The sequence below is a fragment of the Paenibacillus sp. R14(2021) genome, assembly GCF_019431355.1.
Lineage (GTDB): Bacteria > Bacillota > Bacilli > Paenibacillales > Paenibacillaceae > Paenibacillus_Z.
On sequence record NZ_CP080269.1, the window covers coordinates 185,117 to 205,829 of the forward strand.

A 20,713-nucleotide genomic window follows, 5' to 3' on the forward strand; every position below is an offset into this window, starting at 1 on the left:
GCGAGGAATTATCGTGTTGCTGGAACATATCAATGAGCCCAATGATTTGAAAACCCTCTCCATCGCGCAATTGGAGGAGCTTGCGGCTGAAATCCGCACCTTTCTGATTGAGAAGCTGTCGGCGACGGGTGGACATCTCGCTCCAAACCTGGGAGTTGTTGAGCTCACTCTGGCGCTGCACTATTTGTTCGATAGTCCTAAAGATAAATTTATTTTTGACGTAGGGCATCAATCGTACGTTCATAAAATTTTGACCGGCCGCAGGGATCAGTTTGATACGTTGCGTAAATATAAAGGATTGTGCGGGTTCATCAATCGCTCCGAAAGTCCGCATGATGTATGGGAGGCCGGCCACAGCAGCACGTCCTTATCCGCTGCGATGGGCATGGCGCTTGCCAGGGATTCGAAGGGTGAGAAGAACAAAGTCGTTGCCGTCATAGGAGACGGCGCGTTGACAGGGGGCATGGCGCTCGAAGCCTTGAACCATATCGGGCACGAGAAGAAGAACCTGATGGTCATTCTTAACGACAACGAGATGTCGATTGCACCAAACGTTGGCGCGCTTCATCATTATCTGGGTAAAATCAGAACGGACCGGCATTACCAGAAGGCAAAGGAAGAATTAAACCAGCTGCTGAACAAAATTCCCGCGATCGGCGGCAAACTGGCCAAAACGGCCGAGCGGCTCAAAGACAGCGTAAAGTATTTGCTCATGAGCGGAATCTTGTTCGAGCAATTCGGCTTTACGTATTTGGGGCCGGTCGATGGGCATGATCTTCCTCAACTGATGGATTTACTTGAGCAGGCCAGCCGCGTGCCAGGTCCTGTGCTCGTGCATGTCATCACCGTGAAAGGCAAGGGCTACTCGCCGGCCGAAGCGGATTCCTTCAAGTGGCATGGCGTATCTTCTCCGTATAAAATCGAATCCGGCCAAATGCTCAAGGCTGTTGGCCCCCCGATGTACACTGAGGTGTTCAGCGAGGCGCTGATGGATTTGGCGGAGGAGGATAAACGGATTATTGCGGTAACGCCAGCGATGGCCGGGGGCTCCGGATTGGTGAAATTCGCAGAGAAGTATCCGAATCGTATGGTGGACGTAGGGATCGCCGAGCAGCATGCGGCCACGATGTGCGCCGCGATGGCGATGGAGGGCATGAAACCGATCTTCGCTGTGTATTCGACCTTCCTCCAGCGTGCATATGACCAGGTCGTGCATGATATTTGCCGGCATAACGCAAATGTCGTGTTTGCAATCGACCGTGCGGGCTTTGTAGGCGGCGACGGCGAAACGCATCAAGGCGTATACGATATCCCGTTCCTTCGCCATATTCCGAATATTGCTATTATGATGCCGAAGGACGAGAATGAGCTTCGTCGAATGATGAAGACGGCGATCGATTACGACGACGGACCGATCGCGATCCGCTATCCGCGTATTAACGGTCTTGGGGTGACGGTCGAGAAAGAAATGAAACCCATCCCGTTCGGCACGTGGGAAACGCTTCGCGAAGGCGATTCCGCTATCATAGCAGCAGTCGGCCCGATGATTCAGGTTGCCGAAGAGGCTGCGGATATACTGAAGCGTGAAGGCTTGAACGTACGAATCGTCAATGCTCGCTTCATTAAACCGCTTGATGAAGCGATGCTCCTCCAGATCGCGGAAGAAGGGCTTCCTGTTCTGGTCATTGAAGAAGGCTCCGAGTTGGGCGGCCTCGGCAGTGCGGTGTTGGAATTTTATGCGCTTCGCGGCAAGCATGACATGCATGTTCGACTTTTGGGCGTGCCCGATGTATTCGTAAAGCATGGCTCGATTAAGGAACAGCGCCAGGAAGTCGGATTGACGGCGGAGCGCGCCGCTGCTGAGGTGAAGGCGCTGCTTCCGCGGATCCGTAAACGTGTGCCCGGTCAGGTATAGGAAGCAGGAGAAGCTTAAGCGATGACGATTGCAAAAGAACGAATTGATATTCTGCTCGTGGAGCAGGGGTATTACGACAGCCGCGTGAAGGCCAAAGCAGCTTTAATGGCGGGCTTGGTTATCGTCGACGGAGAACGGATCGAGAAGAGCGGCATGAAGGTGCCAAGAACGGCCTCCATTACCGTGAAAGGTGCCCTCCATCCTTATGTCAGCCGAGGCGGGCTGAAGCTTGCGAAAGCCATTAAACACTTCGGCCTTCAGCTTGCAGGAGCCGTCATGCTTGACATCGGCGCATCCACGGGCGGCTTTACGGATTGCGCGCTTCAGAATGGAGCCGCTTACGTCTATGCACTGGATGTCGGCTACAATCAGCTCGATTGGTCACTCCGGCAGGATGAGCGGGTCGATGTCATGGAGCGTACTAATTTCCGCTACACGGTTCCCGAGGATTTGAAAGGACCGCAGCCTACGTTTGCCACCATCGACGTTTCTTTTATTTCTTTGAAATTGATCCTGCCGACGCTCGGCACGCTGCTGCAGCCGGGTGCGGGAATCGTTGCCTTAATCAAGCCGCAGTTCGAGGCTGGGCGGGAGAAGGTCGGTAAATCAGGCGTAGTGAGAGAATCGAGCACGCATCGCGAGGTACTGGAGCAAGTGCTCGGCTTTGCAGCGGGCGAAGGATACGCCTTGAAGGGTCTAACGTTTTCGCCGATTACCGGTGGAGAAGGAAACATTGAATTTCTCGCCCACATGATCTGGTCGCCGGGCCAAGTTAATATTCCACCAGATGCTGATACTATTGCCGCACTGGTACAGGAAGCTTCCGGAACATTCGCGCAAGATACCAAGAGCGTATAGGTCGCTATTGGGGGAGAATAAGTCTTTCAGTTCGGCTTAAGGCCGATCTGGAAGGCTTTTTTTGATCGCGGGGTAATGAATTGGTATAAACCACTTGCGAAATTAAGATTTTTTGATAAGATAAGAATATAGCAAACAAATGTTCGCTTTTGGTAATAGTGATCAGCTAGAGGAAATTCCTTCCGGGACGCGAAATGGTTATTGTAACTCTTTCAAGCGCAGGAGGGATTTTCATGGGGAACTATGGTGATTGGCTGGTAATGTTGATTGCTGGCAGTCTACTCTTATATTGGCTGTATCGAGCCTTCTATCGCTGGCTGCATGAACCGCCGGGTATGAACACGAAGCTGCTGCTGAGTGAAGCGGAGGATGTGCGCGAGGATGATGTGAACGTACAGGTATTAGAGAAAGCTGGCTACGAGGTCACACACGGCAAGTACCGAATCCCTCTTACCATTGATTTGGACGGTTCGACGCTATACAGCCGATTGTTTATCGATTTAATTGCTGAGAAAGATGGCAAACATTATATTGTTAAGACAGCGCGCGAGCGAATGCCCATAGATTGGACAGGCAGCGGGGTCCGGGACAGACTGCTGGTATATGCGCTATTGATGCCGAATTGCGAAGGGGTATTGTTTGTGGATCATAAGGATTCATCCATTCGCACCATCACATTTCGATTTGGTTCCTAACTTGAGGAGGATAACATGAAGAGTGTTCGGCAAATGAAAATACGCGAGTTAATCAATAATGAAATCATTGAAACACAGGATGATTTGGTGGAATCGCTGCGCACGGCAGGGCTTCAAGTGACGCAAGCGACGGTCTCCCGCGATATTAAAGAAATGCAGCTAATTAAAGTTCCCATCGAGGATGGCAAATATAAATACTCGATTCCGCAAGAGACGAGGACAAATTCCATTCACAAATTGAAACGGACGTTGTCTGACCATTTCTTGCACATCGATTTTACGGATAACCTGGTTGTTATGAAATGTTTGCCGGGCACGGCAAATGCGATCGGCGCGATGATCGACAACATGGAATGGGTAGAAATCATGGGCACGATTTGCGGAGATGATACGATCCTTTTAATTTGCCGGACGAAATCGCAGAGCAGTGAAATCGTCGATCGTCTGCTTGGCTTAATGAATTAACCGATGATATGAACGACGTTAAGGAGGAGAGCAACTATGCTTCGCGAGCTGTCTATTCGTAATTTGGCTGTTATTGAACAGGTGTCTGTTAAATTTCACGAAGGTTTTCATGTATTGACGGGTGAGACGGGAGCGGGTAAATCCATTCTCATTGATGCACTCAGTCTTGTCGTAGGCGGAAGAGGCGCATCGGATATTGTTCGTTACGGCTGCGACAAAGCCGAGATTGAGGCTATGTTCGAGCTGTCTGCGACCCATCCGGTATGGTACATTCTGAAAACATTCGGAATTCAGGCATCGTCCGATGAGGGGCTTGTCATACGACGGGAGCTTTCTTCCCAAGGCAAGAGCATCAGCCGAATTAATGGACATATCGTTACGTTATCAATGCTTCGTGAAGCAGGGGAGTGCCTCGTTAACATTCACGGCCAGCATGAACATCAATCGCTTCTGCGGACTGAGAAGCATCTCGATTGGCTTGACTCCTATGCCGGTGAAATCGCTTATGGAAAGCTTGAAGCCTATCGCTCCGTTTATCGCCAATATGACAAGGTGCGTCATGACCTGAAGAGTCTTGAGGATTCCTCTCGGCAGAATATGCAAATGCTGGATTTATATCGGTTTCAAATTGAGGAAATTTCATCCGCTCGTCTGAAGGCAGGGGAAGATGAATCGTTGGCGGAAGAGAAGCAGAAACTAATGTCCGCCGTCAAACGCAGAGACTATGCCGCTGACGCCTATAATCTGGTCCAAGGAAATAAAGGCTTGGATGCCATTAGTAAAGCCGTCAATCGGGTGACGGATATTCGGGATTATGACCCGCTCGTACTTGATCCTCTCCTGGAACAGCTGCAGTCGGCTTTTTATCAGCTGGAGGATGCCGCGTTTCAGCTAAGGGACTATCGGGATACCGTTGATTCTGATCCGGAGCGGCTCATGTTCATTGACGACCGGTTAGACTTGCTCAACAGTCTTAAACGCAAATATGGGGAAACGATTCCTGATATTATAACCTATCTGGCTAACATTCAATCAGAAGCTGACAAAATCGAAAACCGGGACGAGCATTTGGCGCGGCTTCAGAAAGAACAGGAGAGGCTGTTTGAGGAATGCGAAACACTTGGAATCCAACTCTCCTCGCTTCGCCGTAATGCTGCAGGAAGGCTTGCTGCGGCCATTGAGAGCGAGCTTAGGCAGCTTCAAATGGAACGCACGACGTTTCATGTTCAATTGGAACAGCACCAGTCTGACGGGCATTATAGGCTGCATCCGAACGGAATTGACGAAGCTGCGTTTCTGATCGCTCCAAACCCAGGCGAACCACTTAAACCAATCAGTAAAATTGCTTCCGGCGGCGAAATGTCACGCATTATGCTTGCGCTAAAGACCATTTTTGCTTCGATCGACGAAGTGCCGGTGCTGATTTTCGATGAGGTCGATACTGGGGTCAGCGGACGTGCTGCACAATCGATCGCCGAGAAGATGTCGAGGCTGTCCGCACAGTGCCAGGTATTCTCAATTACACATCTGCCTCAGGTTGCATGCATGGCAGACCACCATTATGAAATTAATAAAACCATCGTTTCCGAGCGTACCTCGACGATGGTGAGGGAGCTTAACTCCAATACACGAATTGAGGAGCTGGCCCGTATGCTGGGCGGCGTGGAAGTGACGGAAAAGACCCGCCATCATGCGCAAGAAATGCTTGACTTGGCTTACAAACAAAAAGGAGCGTAATGGAACCCATTCGGGGAATGTTTTTGGCGACATAAAACAATAAGGGCAGGGATACCTTAAAGGTACGCAAATGGCGAACCACCTTTCTCGTCAAGCGATTCAGCAGCAGGGAGCGTGAAGTCATTGAATGCCAATCAGCGGAAGCGGTGGTTTGGAGTATTCCTCGTTACCATTGTCTGTTTGCTCGGCCTATCCTCTCCTATTCAACATTTCGCCGCATTTCCGAATGAAGTTCGGTTGTTCTCCGGCCAGTTGAAGCAGTTAGATTACGGCATGCCTGTACATGCTCAGGTCACAACGGACTCACATGCGTTACAAATCAATGGATCCCGTGACCGTTCAACTTCAATTAATTTGAATAAGCCGCTTACGATCCAATCGTTAGACAGCGGTGAGACTACGATGAAATTGAAATTATTCGGCAAAATTCCATTCAAGACAGTAAGGGTGAATGTCGTGCCTGATTTGCGAGTTATTCCAGGTGGACAAACCATCGGCGTTAAAGTAAAGTCGGCAGGCATTATGGTGGTCGGGCATCATCAGGTACTTGATGACAACGGAAGTAAAGTATCTCCAGGTGAAACGGCGAAGCTTCAATTAGGTGATCTCATTGTTCGCATTAACGGTAAATATGTCAACGAAGTGCACAAGGTCGCTCAAATGGCAGAGGAAGCGGGTACAGCCAAACGTGCGCTGCAGCTAACGGTCAAACGCGGCACCCGCTTGTTCGATACCAAATTGGTGCCTGTATTCGATGCTGAAGACCATGCTTGGCGTCTCGGATTATATATTCGCGATTCGGCTGCCGGTGTCGGGACACTTACGTTCTATGCACCAGACCAAGGTGTTTACGGGGCATTAGGGCATGTGATAACCGACATGGACACTCAAACGCCGATTGAGGTCGGCGAAGGGCAAATTCTGCAATCTAACGTAACATCCATCAATAAAAGCCAAAACGGTGAGCCTGGTGAGAAACGCGCACATTTTATTAAAGAGAGCAAGGTTCTTGGCAATATCGAGCGAAATACGTCCTTTGGAATCTTTGGTAAAATGAAAGAACTGCCTTCTCACAGCTACAATGAGCAAACGGTCCCGGTCGCTTTTGCAGAAGAAGTGAAAGAAGGCCCTGCGCAGCTGCTCACCGTCGTTAATGGACAGAAGGTTGAACGGTTTAATGTTGAGATTGTCCACGTAACTCGGCAGCAATCCCCAGCAACTAAAGGAATGGTTATCAAAATAACGGATAGCCGTTTGTTGGAACAAACCGGCGGAATTGTACAGGGAATGTCCGGAAGCCCGATCATTCAAGATGGGAAACTGATCGGTGCCGTGACACACGTGTTTGTCAATGATCCTACATCTGGTTATGGCTGTTTTATCGAATGGATGCTACAGGACGCAGGCGTTCTGCTCAAACCAGCAAGCATAAATCTTAAGGCGGCATAAGCCCCTTAAGATTTTTGTTTTTCTTACAAGAATATTTGCTTTTTATGAACATCCTCCAATTGTGCATTCTTTGTCGAAAACGTTCGAAATGTGAGGGTTGTTGTAATAAATTCTTCATTATAAAACAGAATAATTTAAAAATAAAGAAAAATATTATTCGACAGAAGGAATTTACTTCGCCATGTCGAAAATGTAAACCAAGCAAATAAGACAGACATAAGCAAGCTCGATTCAACCATTTCATTAAACGGAAAGAGTCTAAGGAGGACTATACCTTGCAAAGAATTGAAGTATTGTTAGCTGATGACAACCGTGAATTTACGAATCTGCTCTCCGAGTATATTTCTGAACAAAACGATATGGTTGTTACCGGGGTCGCTTATAACGGTGAAGAAGTACTGAGAATTCTAGAAGAATCGCGTGATATCCCGGATGTATTGATTCTTGATATCATTATGCCTCATCTGGACGGGCTTGGCGTATTGGAACGACTGCGTGAAATGAACCTGCCGAGTATGCCGAAAATCATTATGTTGACTGCTTTTGGTCAAGAAAACATTACGCAAAAGGCGGTACAGCTTGGCGCTTCCTACTACATACTTAAGCCTTTTGATATGGAAATTCTTGCGAACCGTATCCGCCAGCTAGTTGGAAATCCAACGGTTATCTCTTCATCGTTCACAGCGTCGTCAGGCGGGGCTGCAATTTCGAAGTCCAATGTTGTGCCGATTGCAAAAGGTAAAAATCTCGATGCGAACATCACCAGCATCATTCATGAAATTGGCGTGCCGGCACATATTAAAGGGTATCAATATTTGCGTGAAGCCATTACAATGGTATATAACAACATTGAAATATTAGGTGCGATTACAAAAACGCTGTATCCGGCTATTGCTGAGAAGTTCAAAACAACGCCTTCCCGCGTTGAACGCGCGATCCGTCATGCCATTGAAGTGGCATGGACACGCGGCAACATCGACAGCATCAGCCATCTCTTCGGCTACACGATCAACATCAGCAAATCCAAACCAACCAATAGCGAGTTCATCGCGATGGTTGCGGATAAGCTGCGCATCGAGCATAAGGTTTCCTGAGAGGAATTCCAATAGCTGTTTCAATGAAACGCCACTGCCGTGTAATTCACGGTATGTGGCGTTTCGCTTCGTATACCCGAATGTTTGCTTTTGCCTATGACTGTCATACATGGATTTAGGAGGATTGTCTTTGACAACAATGATTCAACCCACGATTCCTTCAAAGAAGCGTATCGCGATTTTGCTGTTTGTAACACTTGTTTCGGGCTTCAATCAAGGACTGCTGCTTCCGCTGCTTGCGATCCTGTTGGATCAAAGAGGCGTATCTTCGGACCTGAACGGTTTAAATTCAATGGCTTTGTATTTGGGAACGTTTAGTACGATGTTTTTTATCGAGAAGCCTATTCGGAAATTCGGTTATAAAACAGGCATTATGACGGGGATTTTGTTTGCAGGTCTTGCCACGCTGCTGTTTCCGCTGATGCCCTACCTTTGGGTTTGGTTTGTACTTCGTATCGTTGTCGGTATCGGTGACAGTGCGCTGCATTATTGCACGCAGCTGTGGATCGTTAGCAGCAGTCCGGTGGAGCGAAGAGGACGATTTATTTCGCTGTACGGCATGGCTTACGGAATTGGCTTCAGTCTCGGCCCCATGGGCATGAATTTATCGTCGCTGGGCAAGTGGGTTCCTTTCGGAGTGAATACCGTTCTTTTTCTTATTCTACTGTTTTTTGTAAGCTCACTGACCTCGGAATACCCCGAATCCGTCCAGCAAACCGAAGCAGCGGGCAATCGATTCGTTTTCACGTATAATAAAGCATGGTTTGCATTATGTCCCGCCATCCTGTATGGATTAATGGAAGCGACAATGAACAGTAATTTTCCGATTTACGGTCTGCGCATGCATCTGAGCAAAGAAATGATTTCGCTGCTGCTTCCTGCATTAGGCGTAGGCGGCCTGCTGTTTATGTTCCCGCTTGGTATGATCAGCGACCGCATCGGCCGCAAGCCGGTCCTCATGTTCTGTGCGATGACTGCAGGCATATTGTTCTTGATCGTCCCGTTAGCAGGGGACCATGCAGGCTGGTTGTTTGTGCTATTAGCCTTGATCGGCGGGCTTATCGGCTCCTTCTTCTCACTCGGACTCGCTTACGCGGCGGACATCCTGCCGAAGAATGTACTGCCTGCCGCCAATGTAATCGCGTCTATCCATTTCAGTATCGGGAGCCTCTTGGGGCCGAGTATCGGCGGGTACGGCATTCAGTATATCTCTGTATCGAGCATGTTTATTTTGCTCGGCGGCGCATTTACGTTATTTTCTGTATTGGGTTTCTTCTTTCGGGAATCGAAGAAGGGCGGACAGTCCGATAAACAGTCGATGGCCTAATTTTTTCGTGCCGCGTATCCTTTTGGCCGGCTCATTCGTTTACAGGTTGAAGCAACGCTAAGGATGAGGAGGTGCCAGATGACAACGGAACTGAAGGTTGAAGAAATGCGATTTGTGCTTTATAAGTACTGCTTATCCTTGACCCGTTCTTCATGGGATGCTGATGATCTCGTACAGGAAACGTGTTTGAGGGCGCTGCCGGTCATGAACGGTACGCTTGAGCATCCCAACCCAACTGCATATTTGCTGAGGATTGCCAAAAACATCGCTGTAGATCAAGCCCGCAGGAAGCAGCGTGCAGGGCAAGCGCTGCAGCGCATGGAAGCCGTGCTGAATCAGCTTTACGGCGATTCGCATGAAATGGAGTACGCGTTAAAGCTGCTCATTCAGCATTTATCGCCGCTGCAGCAAACGGTTTTTCTGCTGAAGGAATTGTTCGGCTTTAAGAGCGCTGAGATTGCGGCGAAATTAACGACGTCCGAGGGCGCGGTAAAGGCTGCCCTTCACCGCGCGAAATCGGCAATTGCGAAGCTGAAACAGCAGCACGGGTTCTTGCTCGAGGAAGCATCGCTTGTTGAGCCGCAGGTCGATCATGGTCTGCTTTTCGCCTACGCTAACGCCATTCGTCAGGGGGATGCGCAAGCATTAGTCGTACTTGCGAATGTGCAGGATCGGATTATGGATCCCGTTCAAGCTGTTGGTCAGCTTCATCAGCTCCAGGCATCTCAAGGCATCGGTTCATCCGTTAGCATGCTTTATGCAGCCTAATGGAACGAGGAGGTTCAATTCGCATGAACTTAACGCCTTATGTCATCGAATCAACAAATCGGGGTGAGCGCAGCTACGATATCTATTCCAGACTGCTTAAGGACCGCATCGTTATGGTGAGCGGCGAGATTGAAGACAATATGGCCAATGCCGTGGTCGCGCAACTGCTGTTCCTGGCTGCCGATGACCCGGATAAGGACATTCAATTGTATATTAACAGTCCCGGAGGATCGGTCACGGCAGGGTTCTCGATCTTCGATACGATGCAGTTCATTAAACCGGACGTATCGACGATTTGTACCGGATTTGCCGCAAGCTTCGGCGCTATTCTGCTCGCAGGGGGCACCAAAGGCAAACGGTTCGTGCTGCCGAATAGTGAAGTCATGATTCATCAGCCGCTTGGCGGCGCGAGAGGGCAGGCATCGGACATTCAAATCCACGCCAGCTGGATTTTGAAGACCCGTGAGAAGATCAACGCGCTGCTGGCGCACCATACCGGCCAATCGGTGGAGCAGATCGAGCGGGATTCCGACCGTGACCGATTTATGAGCGCGGCCGATGCGGTTGCTTACGGAATCGTAGACAGCGTAATTTCGACCGCGAAGAGCGCCAGACCAGCGAGCTGATGCGAGAACCATGAAACATGAACCATGATACATGAAGAAGATCTAAGAAAGGCGGGTTCCCGGAGGGAACCCGCCTTTCTTGTCGTGATTGTGTCTTATGCGTCCGGCCGAGGAGGCCGAGGACGTTTTTTGCGGAATTTCGGTGCGACATAATTTCGCTTGCGGTCGCGGAAGAAGGTCCAGCCGCCAATGAAGCCGACACCAATCAAGAAGAGCAGCATGCCAAAAATAAAGCGCCACCATTCGAAAGAATGAATGGACGTGTCGTCCCCGAAGGAAGAGAAGTAATGAAAGACGGCGTCTTTCATGAGCAAAAACCCATAGGTGGCGCCAAGTCCCGGAATAACGAGCAGCAGTACCGCGATGAATCGAATGAAAACTTGCTTCATAACGTAATAAATCCTCCCGTGAACCAATAAAAGAAAACGCTTATATGCTAGTATCATACCTTTTTCGCCCGGGGCTGTCCATTTCGAAACGGGACGTTGTTTTCCCGAGCCTCAAAAACAGGTACAATAGTGGGTGAGAGCTTTACGAAATCGAGAGGGGAACGACCATGACGATTCAGTGCGATATTGCCATCATCGGCGGAGGCATCGCAGGATATACAGCAGCGATCAGGGCCGCGCAAGCGGGTAAGAAAGTCATTATCGTGGAGAAAGAGAAGCTCGGCGGAACATGTTTACATAAAGGCTGCATTCCAAGCAAGGCACTGCTGCGGAGCGCGGAAGTATTCGCGACGCTGCGCAAGGCAGAGTCGTTCGGCGTTCAAGTGGAAGGGACAATCTCTGTTGATTTTCCCAAAGTCCAGCAGCGCAAGAGCGACACGGTCGAAACGCTCTATAAAGGACTGCAGTATTTAATGCGCAAGCACGGAATCACTGTAATGCAGGGGAACGGCCGCGTCATCGGACCGTCGATTTTCTCGCCGAAGAGCGGGAGCGTCGCAGTAGAGCTGCCGGACGGAGAAATGGCGACGATCGTCCCGGCGCAGCTCATTATTGCGACAGGCTCACGTCCGCGTACCCTACCTGGGCTAGAACCGGCGGCTGGTCAAATCATGTCAAGCGACGAAGCGCTGGAGATGGATCAGCTGCCCAAGTCGATGCTAATTGTTGGCGGCGGCGTAATCGGCGTAGAATGGGCTTCCATGCTCATAGATTTCGGTATCGAAGTCACCCTTGTCGAGTCGGCTGCCCGGCTGCTGCCGGGTGAAGACGTTGACGCATCCGCAGAATTGACTAAGCAGCTCCGCCGCAGAGGGGTTCGGATATTAACCGGCATCCAATTGAAGCTCGATACGTATACCTTTAATGACGGGCAAGCTGCGATATCGGCGGATACGGCTGACGGTCCTGTCCTGCTTACCGCGGATCGCCTCCTCGTATCCATTGGCCGTCAAGGAAACGTTGAAGGCATTGGGCTTGAAAACACGGACGTGCGCGTGGAGAAAGGCGTCATTAAAGTCAACGCCTACTTCCAAACCAACGAGCCCCATATTTACGCAATCGGTGATGTGAACGGCGGGCTTCAGCTTGCGCACGCTGCCGCGCATGAAGGCATTGTTGCGGTCGATCATATCTTGGGCGGCAAAGAACAAGCGACGGACCATTCTCGCGTGCCGAGAGCGATCTACTCGAAGCCCGAAATTGCATCGATCGGCTTGACGGAAGACGAAGCGTCGAAACAAGGACATGCTATCAAGGTTGGCAAGGTTCCGTTCCAAGCCATCGGCAAAGCGCATGTGCTCGGCGAGCCGGAAGGGTTCGCGAAAGTGATCGTGGACACGAAAACAAACGATCTGCTTGGCGTTCACATCATTGGACCACATGCGACGGACCTGTTGTCGGAGGCATCCCTAGCAATGCTGCTGAATGCAACGCCTTGGGAAGTGGGACAAGTCATACACCCGCATCCAACCTTGTCCGAAGTGCTCGGCGAAGCGATGCTGGCACTCGATGGTAAGTCATTGGCATTCTAAAAGAAGTAATTTCGGCATGCCCGTCAACATGAAAATGTAAGGTGAAATCCCCATCTGCGGGTATCGTTTCCTTTTCCCACGAAGTCGGTTATAATGGGTATAGGCAAGTCTTAGTACCTGGTTATAATAGCAGCTAAAAGGAGGGCAATCCTCATGTCACAATCCGAATCTGCGGTGCAGCAGCCTAAACATGCTGCGCTTGGACTTACGGACGAACAAGTTATCGAAATGTATTCGCTTATGGTTACTGCTCGCCGCTATGACGAACGCTGTCTGCTGCTTCAACGTGCAGGTAAAATTAAATTTCACGTATCCGGCATTGGCCAAGAGGCCGCTCAGGTTGGCGCCGCATTTGCGCTGGACCGCAATCAAGATTACTATTTGCCTTATTACCGCGATTACGCATTTGTATTATCAGTCGGTATGACTTTGCGTGAGCTTATGCTCAGCCTCTTCTCCAAAATCGCTGACCCTAACAGCGGCGGACGCCAGATGCCGGGCCACTTCGGCTCTAAGCGCCTTCGCATCGTGACCGGCTCAAGTCCGGTGACGACGCAGGTTCCGCATGCGGTCGGCTTTGCGCTGGCTGCCAAGATGAAGAAGAAGGACTTTGTCTCCTTCGTCACGTTCGGCGACGGCTCCAGCAATCAAGGAGATTTTCACGAGGGAGCGAATTTTGCAGGCGTTCACAAGCTTCCGGTTATTTTCATGTGCGAGAACAACCAATATGCGATTTCTGTTCCGCTGCATAAGCAGGTGGGCGGACGCATTGCCGACCGCGCATTGGGATACGGCTTCCCTGGCGTAGCGGTAGACGGGAATGATCCGCTTGAAGTGTACCGCGTGACGAAGGAAGCTCGCGAGCGCGCTGCAAAGGGTGAAGGTCCTACGCTCATCGAGGCGCTAATGTACAGATTGTCGCCGCACTCTACGTCGGACGAAGATTTGGCTTATCGGACGAAAGAAGAAGTCGATGCCAATCGGGACAAGGATGGCATTCCGAAGTTTAAGCAATATTTGATAGAGAACGGAGTCTGGGACGAGGAGCGCGACGCAGCGCTGATGCAGCAAATCAAACTCGCCCTTGACGATGCGACTAATTACGGCGATAAAGCACCGTTTCCAGAGCCGGAAGATATTTTGTACCATGTGTATGCAGGCGACGATCAAGGCAGAGGGGGACACTAATATGCCGAAAATGGACTATATTGATGCCATCCGACTTGCCATGAAAGAAGAAATGGAACGTGATGAGGATGTGTTCGTCCTCGGCGAGGATGTCGGACATAAGGGCGGCGTTTTCACTACCACCAAGGGACTCATTGATCAATTCGGAGAGGCGCGCGTGCTGGATACGCCTCTTGCGGAATCCGCCATCGTCGGTGCGGCGATCGGTGCTGCGATGTATGGGATGAAGCCGATTGCCGAAATGCAGTATTCGGACTTCATGTTCCCGGCAACGAATCAAATCATAAGCGAAGCGGCGAAGATTCGTTACCGCTCCAATAACGACTGGGAATGTCCGCTTGTTATCCGTGCACCGATCGGCGGCGGCATCTTCGGCGGGCTGTACCATTCGCAATGTCCGGAGTCGGTGTTCTTCGGGACGCCAGGCCTTAAAATTGTGGCACCATACACGGCGTATGATGCTAAAGGGCTGCTCAAGGCGGCTGTCCGCGATCCGGATCCGGTTATTTATTTTGAAAATAAAAAATGCTACAAGATGGTTAGCGGCGATGTGCCTGAAGAGGATTACATCGTGCCGATCGGCAAGGCGAACGTGCTTCGCGAAGGCGAAGATCTGACGGTAATCAGCTACAGCCTGCCGCTGCATTTCGTCATGGAAGCTGCTGCCGAGCTGGAGGAAGAAGGCATTACGACGCATGTCCTGGACCTTCGCTCCCTGCAGCCGCTGGACAAAGAAGGCATCCTCGAGGCCGCTCGCCGTACGGGCAAAGTACTCATCATCCATGAAGATAACAAGTTCGGCGGAATCGGTGCGGAAGTGTCCGCCATTATCGCGGAAGAAATGCTGTACGAGCTGGACGCGCCGATTATGCGGCTTTGCGGTCCGGACGTTCCGGCGATGCCGATTAACCCGCCGGGCGAGAAGTTTTTCATGCTGAATAAGGATAAAGTGAAAGAAGCCATGAAGCGTTTGGCTGTCTACTGAGCCAAGTAATTCACACGCATAAGTTTAGGAGTGGTCGGAATGAAAAAATTGACGGAAATCGTCATGCCTCAGCTTGCGGAGTCTCTCGTTTCCGCTACCATAGATAAGTGGTTGAAGCAGCCGGGTGATGTCATTGAAATGTATGAGCCGATCTGCGAGATACTGACGGATAAAGTAAACGCCGAGCTGCCTTCTACGATACAAGGCACGCTAAGCCAAATTCTCGTCGGCGCTGGGGAAACAGTGGCGGTCGGCACGCCGGTCTGTCTAATCGAAGTCGATGACGATAGCGCTGACGTAGACTTGCCAGCTGCACCCGCAGCAAGCAGCTCGCCTGCGGCGGCATCCGCTGCCGTCAGCAGCAACGATCGCGCCGCCGTACGCGCACAAGGCGCCGCTGCGCAGGCAGGAGGCGACGGTGACGACAGTATGCGTCATCGTTTCTCGCCGGCTGTGCAGCAGCTGGCGGTTCAGCATAACGTGAACTTGACGTATGTCGAGGGAACGGGGCTTGGCGGACGTATTACGCGCAAGGATGTGCTGAATTACGTGGCGTCCAGCAGCTCGAGAAATGTCCAGACGCAAGGGGCGGCAAGCGCAGCTGGAAGCATGTCTTCCGGGCCAGGAATGCCTAACCTGAATTCCCGCGAGCCGGTAAGGTCGACGGGCCTTCACTTATCTGAGACGCCGCGTATTCCGAAGATCGAGATCGAAGGCCAGCAGCTGCCCGGCCGGAGCGAATACTTCATCGATGTCACGCCTGTGCGCAACGCGATAGCGCGGAATATGCGTCAAAGCGTAACGGAGATTCCTCATGCGTGGATGATGATGGAAGTCGACGTGACGAACCTCGTTACACTGCGCAACAAGTTGAAGGAAGACTTCATGAAGCGCGAGGGCGTTAATCTCACATATCTCGCGTTCTGGGTCAAGGCTGTCGTCAATGCCATCAAGGATTTCCCGATCATGAATTCCGTTTGGGCCGTAGATAAGATCATCGTTAAGCGCGATATCCATCTGGGGCTTGCTGTCGGCACGGAAGACGCAGTTAAAGTGCCGGTGATCAAGAATGCGGATCAGAAGAACATTGCCGGACTGGCACGTGAGATCGAAGACTTGGCCCGCAAGACGCGCGAGGGCAAGCTGACGCTGGCTGATATGGAAGGCGGCACGTTCACGGTCAACAACACGGGTTCTTTCGGCTCCATCTTGTCTTATCCCATTATCAATTATCCGCAGGCTGCCATTGTCACTTTTGAATCGATCGTGAAACGGCCTGTCGTCATCAATGATATGATAGCGGTTCGATCCATGGCGAATATATGTCTATCGCTCGATCATCGAATATTGGATGGCGTTATCTGCGGAAGATTCTTGCAGCGCGTGAAAGAAAATCTAGAAGGCTTCAACATGGAGACGAAGCTGTACTGAAATGAGGCGAACAAGCAATGACAACGAACGTGAAGGCGATCGATGTTCATTATACCCCCTTGATGGGGTATGCAGAGGCTTGGGAGCTGCAGAAGGCATACGTCAAAGGCATAGATAAGGAGGAGCGGCGCGAGTCGCTGCTCCTTCTTCAGCATCCGCCAACGTATACGATCGGCTCGCAGCGGCACCCAGAGCATCTGCTTTACTCGGAAGAAGAATTGGCGGAGCGCGGCATCGGCGTGTTCCAAATCGACCGCGGCGGCGACATTACGTACCACGGCCCGGGTCAATTAGTTGGCTATCCGCTGCTGTACTTAGACGGTGCCAACTTGGATCTGCATCGCTATCTGCGCGAGCTGGAGCAGGTTATCATCGATTGGCTGGGAAGCTATGGCATCGAAGGCGGCCGTAAACCGGAGTATACAGGCGTATGGGTAGGCGATGCCAAAATTGCGGCAATCGGCGTGAAATTCAATAAAGCCAGGAGCCGTCGCGGATTCGTGACAAGTCATGGCTTTGCGCTGAATATTAAGGCCGGTATTGCGGAGGACGGATTCCGGGGCATTATTCCGTGCGGGATACAAGACTTCGCGGTTACGTCCTTTGCCGATGTAACCGGCATTCATCTTAGCGTGGAGCAGGCGGCCGCAGAGCTGCTGCCTTACTTCTCCAGCCGATTCGGCTATGAACTAGCGGAAGTGAACGGACTACTCGAAAATCCAACCGACTCCGATCAATAGCGTTGATATGAGCAGGGATGCGATTAACACCCAGATAAACACTTTCATGATGGAATTGGGACGCATGGCAGGCGGCTCCTTTCGTACAAAATAGTAATAGGCCTGTCTATATTGTAATCGAATTCGATGGATGGAGGAAAGCCGATGATTAACGAGAAAAGATTGATCCAAGAATTCATGGAGCTTGTTCAAGTGGATAGTGAAACGAAGAACGAGCGGGAAATTTGCGATGTATTGACGAAGAAATTCAAGGACCTGGGTCTTACAGTCGAGGAAGATAACGCAGCCAGCATTACTGGGCATGGTGCAGGCAATTTGATCGTCAAGCTGGATGCGAACGGATCTGAGGTTGCGCCAGTCATTTTCTTTACCTCCCATATGGACACGGTGACGCCAGGCAAGGGCATTAAGCCGCGTCTGGATGAAGACGGCTATATCCGCAGCGACGGAACGACGATTCTCGGCAGCGACGATAAAGCAGGGCTTGCGGCTATGTTCGAAGCGATTCGCGTACTGAAAGAGAACAAGCTGCCGCACGGCGGGGTTCAATTCGTCATTACGGTCGGTGAGGAGAGCGGACTTGTCGGGGCGGCTGCTCTGGATAAATCAAAGCTTGAGGCTAAATTCGGCTATGCGCTGGATTCGAACGGCGCAATCGGCGACATCGCGGTAGCGGCGCCTACGCAAGCGAAGATCGCCATTAAGATTTATGGCAAATCCGCGCATGCCGGTGTAAATCCCGAAGACGGCATCAGCGCCATCCAAGTGGCGGGCAAAGCGATTTCCCGCATGAAGCTCGGTCGGATCGATCATGAAACGACAGCGAATATCGGACGATTCGAAGGCGGCGGCGCCACCAATATCGTTTGCGACTTCGTGAAGCTGGATGCCGAAGCGCGCAGTATTGTGCAGCATAAGCTCGATAAGCAGATCGATTCCATGCGCGAAGCTGTGGAGGCTGTTACGGCGGAGTTCGGCGCGAAGGCTGAATTCGAGAGCAGACTCGTTTATCCTGCATATGCCTATAATGACGGCGATCCGGTCGTCGAACTGGCGAAGGAAGCGATCGTGAAGATCGGCCGAACGCCGCGTACGTTCCATTCGGGCGGCGGCAGCGACGCCAATATTTTCAATGGACTTGGCGTGCCGACAGTCAACTTAGCCGTTGGCTACGAGCATATTCATACGACGAACGAACAAATTAAAGCGGCTGATCTCGTGAAGACGACAGAATTGGTCATCGCAATCATCTCGCTTGCAGCACAACAGGCTGGCTAAATCCGCACAATAAAGGGGCGCTCACGAAGCTGTAAAGGTATCTACGGCTGCGGAGCTGCCCCTATTTTTTGCGGATCCTGTACGTGCGGGTATTTAGCTGTTCGGACGCGCAGCTTGCAAATACTCGCCGAGCGTGCGGCTTGCAAGCGAAGCGGCGATTGAGGATTTCGTGCTCGCTTTGCTCAGCAGCTTCAGCTGATGGCGAATCTCCCAAGCCTTGCCAACCAGCAGCAATTGATTGTCTTCGGTATATTGTTTCATTCGAGCAGCACCCCTTTTTGTTATACTGATAGATAGGTATGCCAATTGAGGACAAGCTATGCATCACGAAATCAAATCGTTGAGGAGAGAATAGACATGTTGGAGAAAACAGATGCATTCCGCGAAGTAACGGTGAAGACTGATCCGATTTTTACAGGTAAAATCATCTCTTTGCAGGTAGATACGGTGCAGCTCCCGCATGGCGGAACGGCGACGCGCGAGATTGTCCGGCATCCGGGCGCCGCGGCGGTGCTTGCGCTTATCGATGGCAAAATGCTGATCGTCGAGCAGTACAGAAAACCGATGGAGAAATTCCAAATCGAAATACCTGCGGGCAAGCTGGATGCCGGCGAAGACCCGATGGAGGCTGCGGCACGCGAGCTGGAGGAAGAAACGGGGTACCGGGCAGGGAAGCTGCGTCCGTTAAGCGCCTTCTATACATCGCCGGGTTTCGCGGACGAGAAGCTGTATCTCTACCTCGCGGAAGAGCTGACGATGGGAGAAAGCGCTCCCGACGAGGATGAGTTTCTGCACGTGGAAGCCATCAGCTTCGAGCAGGCACAGCAGTATATCAAGGAAGAGCGCATCAGCGATGCCAAGACGATTCTAGCCGTGTACGCGTGGCAGATCTACCGTCTTACAGGAGAAATCTAATTCATGGCCGCAGCACCGATACAATTGAAGCGGGTATTCGCAGACCTCCATCTGCATATTGGGCGCACGGAGCGCGGGGAGCCGGTGAAGATCAGCGGCAGCCGGGACTTGACGTTCAAGAATATCGCCCATGAAGCGGCTGTTCGGAAAGGGATCGGTCTACTTGGCGTTATCGACTGCCATTCGCCCGGCGTGCAGCGGGATATCGAAGCTCTGCTTCAAGGCGGCGAGATGACAGAAGCGGCCGGGGGCGGCATTCGTTACCGGGATACGACGATTCTGCTCGGGGCCGAAATCGAAGTTCGGGATACCGGCTTCGGGACGGCGCATCATCTCGCATATATGCCCGATCTGGCAGCGATGCAGTCGTTTACGGCATGGATGGCCAAGCATATGCGCAACGTGCAGCTCAGCTCGCAGCGGCTCTATGTGCCAAGCCGAGAACTGCAGGCAGAAGTCAAAGGCAGAGGAGGACTGTTCGTCCCTGCCCATATCTTCACTCCGCACAAGAGCTTGTTCGGTAGCTGCTCCGACCGGCTCGGCGATACGCTCGATCCGGCGCTGGTGGATGCTGTGGAGCTTGGCCTCAGCGCGGATAGCGAGATGGCGGGCTTGATTCCAGATTTGGACGGCTATCCTTACCTGACGAATTCCGATGCCCATTCTTTGGCAAAGATCGGGCGTGAGTATAATGAACTGCTGCTCCGCGAGCCGACGTTCCAGGAATTTCGTTCAGCTCTGCAGGGCGCAGAAGGCAGAGCGATCACCGCGAACTACGGCCTGAACCCGCTGCTGGGAAAGTATCATCGAACCTACTGCTCCGATTGCGGCTCGCTGGCCGAAGAGAATGAGGTGGGGGAGCGCTGCAAGCAGTGCGGGAGTCTGAAAGTGGTAACAGGGGTACTCGACCGCATTCTGGAACTCGCAAGGCAAGCGGGTCGAACTGAATCCTTCCATGCATCGGAGCGTCCACGATATATCTATCAGGTGCCGCTTGAGTTTGTTCCCGGCATTGGACGCAAGACGCTGAATAAACTGCTTGACCGATTCGGCACGGAGATGGCGATATTGCACGATGTGCCTGCCGCTGCGATCGCAGAGACAGCAGGGGAGCAGGCAGCGGCAATCATCGTATCCGCCCGCAGCAACGACCTGGAGCTGCAGGCTGGCGGGGGCGGCAAGTACGGCAAGGTGATTACCCGTAAGTAAGCAGGCGTAGGCTTCATTCCATCAGCAATTGTCATAGCGGAAGAAGCTTGGA

19 protein-coding genes and 1 pseudogene are annotated in these 20,713 nt (G+C 51.6%); 18 read left to right on the forward strand and 2 right to left on the reverse strand.

The window, feature by feature from the left end; translation table 11 throughout:
• Positions 1-13: 13 nt before the first annotated feature.
• From dxs to clpP, 10 genes are all read left to right on the forward strand, one after another.
• Entirely contained in the window at positions 14-1,915 is a 1,902-nt protein-coding gene (gene dxs / locus KXU80_RS00935; protein ID WP_219836449.1) for a 1-deoxy-D-xylulose-5-phosphate synthase, read from the forward strand.
• Between the two features lie 21 nt (positions 1,916-1,936).
• Positions 1,937-2,773, forward strand: a complete 837-nt coding sequence (locus KXU80_RS00940) for a TlyA family RNA methyltransferase (RefSeq protein ID WP_219836450.1) — start codon at positions 1,937-1,939, stop codon at positions 2,771-2,773.
• A gap of 233 nt (positions 2,774-3,006) precedes the next feature.
• Entirely contained in the window at positions 3,007-3,468 is a 462-nt protein-coding gene (locus KXU80_RS00945) for a hypothetical protein (protein WP_219836451.1), read from the forward strand.
• Between the two features lie 15 nt (positions 3,469-3,483).
• Positions 3,484-3,933 carry a transcriptional regulator AhrC/ArgR gene (gene ahrC, locus KXU80_RS00950; protein ID WP_219836452.1) on the forward strand — a complete coding sequence of 150 codons (450 nt, stop codon included), beginning with the start codon at positions 3,484-3,486 and terminating at the stop codon, positions 3,931-3,933.
• A 36-nt stretch (positions 3,934-3,969) separates the two neighbouring features.
• Positions 3,970-5,670, forward strand: coding sequence for a DNA repair protein RecN (recN, locus tag KXU80_RS00955; RefSeq protein ID WP_219836453.1), 1,701 nt, complete (start codon positions 3,970-3,972; stop codon positions 5,668-5,670).
• 123 nt (positions 5,671-5,793) lie between these two features.
• A complete protein-coding gene (gene spoIVB, locus KXU80_RS00960; RefSeq protein WP_219836454.1) occupies positions 5,794-7,119 on the forward strand; it encodes a SpoIVB peptidase in 1,326 nt (441 codons plus the stop codon).
• 275 nt (positions 7,120-7,394) lie between these two features.
• Positions 7,395-8,213 carry a sporulation transcription factor Spo0A gene (spo0A, locus tag KXU80_RS00965; RefSeq protein WP_219836455.1) on the forward strand — a complete coding sequence of 273 codons (819 nt, stop codon included), beginning with the start codon at positions 7,395-7,397 and terminating at the stop codon, positions 8,211-8,213.
• A gap of 139 nt (positions 8,214-8,352) precedes the next feature.
• A complete protein-coding gene (locus tag KXU80_RS00970) occupies positions 8,353-9,540 on the forward strand; it encodes an MFS transporter (RefSeq protein ID WP_219838801.1) in 1,188 nt (395 codons plus the stop codon).
• Between the two features lie 78 nt (positions 9,541-9,618).
• Positions 9,619-10,308 carry an RNA polymerase sigma factor gene (locus KXU80_RS00975; RefSeq protein WP_219836456.1) on the forward strand — a complete coding sequence of 230 codons (690 nt, stop codon included), beginning with the start codon at positions 9,619-9,621 and terminating at the stop codon, positions 10,306-10,308.
• A 23-nt stretch (positions 10,309-10,331) separates the two neighbouring features.
• Positions 10,332-10,934: an ATP-dependent Clp endopeptidase proteolytic subunit ClpP gene (gene clpP / locus KXU80_RS00980; protein WP_219836457.1), complete on the forward strand. Its 603-nt coding sequence runs from the start codon at positions 10,332-10,334 to the stop codon at positions 10,932-10,934.
• 95 nt (positions 10,935-11,029) lie between these two features.
• Here clpP and KXU80_RS00985 read toward each other — a convergent pair whose 3' ends face one another.
• Complete coding sequence (locus KXU80_RS00985) at positions 11,030-11,323, reverse strand: DUF2627 domain-containing protein (RefSeq protein WP_219836458.1); 294 nt, start codon at positions 11,321-11,323, stop codon at positions 11,030-11,032.
• Between the two features lie 167 nt (positions 11,324-11,490).
• Here KXU80_RS00985 and lpdA point away from each other — a divergent pair, with 167 nt between their 5' ends.
• The 6 genes from lpdA to KXU80_RS01015 all read left to right on the forward strand — a co-directional run bounded on the left by lpdA (position 11,491) and on the right by KXU80_RS01015 (position 18,537).
• Positions 11,491-12,915: a dihydrolipoyl dehydrogenase gene (lpdA, locus tag KXU80_RS00990; RefSeq protein ID WP_219836459.1), complete on the forward strand. Its 1,425-nt coding sequence runs from the start codon at positions 11,491-11,493 to the stop codon at positions 12,913-12,915.
• A gap of 153 nt (positions 12,916-13,068) precedes the next feature.
• Entirely contained in the window at positions 13,069-14,103 is a 1,035-nt protein-coding gene (locus KXU80_RS00995) for a thiamine pyrophosphate-dependent dehydrogenase E1 component subunit alpha (RefSeq protein ID WP_219836460.1), read from the forward strand.
• A 1-nt stretch (position 14,104) separates the two neighbouring features.
• Entirely contained in the window at positions 14,105-15,088 is a 984-nt protein-coding gene (locus KXU80_RS01000; RefSeq protein WP_219836461.1) for an alpha-ketoacid dehydrogenase subunit beta, read from the forward strand.
• Positions 15,089-15,127: 39 nt separating this feature from the next.
• Entirely contained in the window at positions 15,128-16,519 is a 1,392-nt protein-coding gene (locus KXU80_RS01005; RefSeq protein ID WP_219836462.1) for a dihydrolipoamide acetyltransferase family protein, read from the forward strand.
• Positions 16,520-16,536: 17 nt separating this feature from the next.
• Positions 16,537-17,259, forward strand: coding sequence for a lipoyl(octanoyl) transferase LipB (lipB, locus tag KXU80_RS01010; protein WP_219836463.1), 723 nt, complete (start codon positions 16,537-16,539; stop codon positions 17,257-17,259).
• A gap of 144 nt (positions 17,260-17,403) precedes the next feature.
• Entirely contained in the window at positions 17,404-18,537 is a 1,134-nt protein-coding gene (locus KXU80_RS01015; protein ID WP_219836464.1) for a M20/M25/M40 family metallo-hydrolase, read from the forward strand.
• 168 nt (positions 18,538-18,705) lie between these two features.
• Here KXU80_RS01015 and mciZ read toward each other — a convergent pair.
• Positions 18,706-18,798: pseudogene (gene mciZ, locus KXU80_RS27745) on the reverse strand (Z-ring formation inhibitor MciZ); the annotation flags it as partial.
• Between the two features lie 96 nt (positions 18,799-18,894).
• Between mciZ and KXU80_RS01025 the strand changes: the two are divergent.
• Positions 18,895-19,452, forward strand: a complete 558-nt coding sequence (locus KXU80_RS01025; RefSeq protein WP_219836466.1) for an NUDIX domain-containing protein — start codon at positions 18,895-18,897, stop codon at positions 19,450-19,452.
• A gap of 3 nt (positions 19,453-19,455) precedes the next feature.
• Positions 19,456-20,661 (forward strand): endonuclease Q family protein, encoded by a 1,206-nt coding sequence (locus KXU80_RS01030; RefSeq protein ID WP_219836467.1) that lies wholly within the window; start codon positions 19,456-19,458, stop codon positions 20,659-20,661.
• The last annotated feature ends 52 nt before the right edge of the window (positions 20,662-20,713 follow it).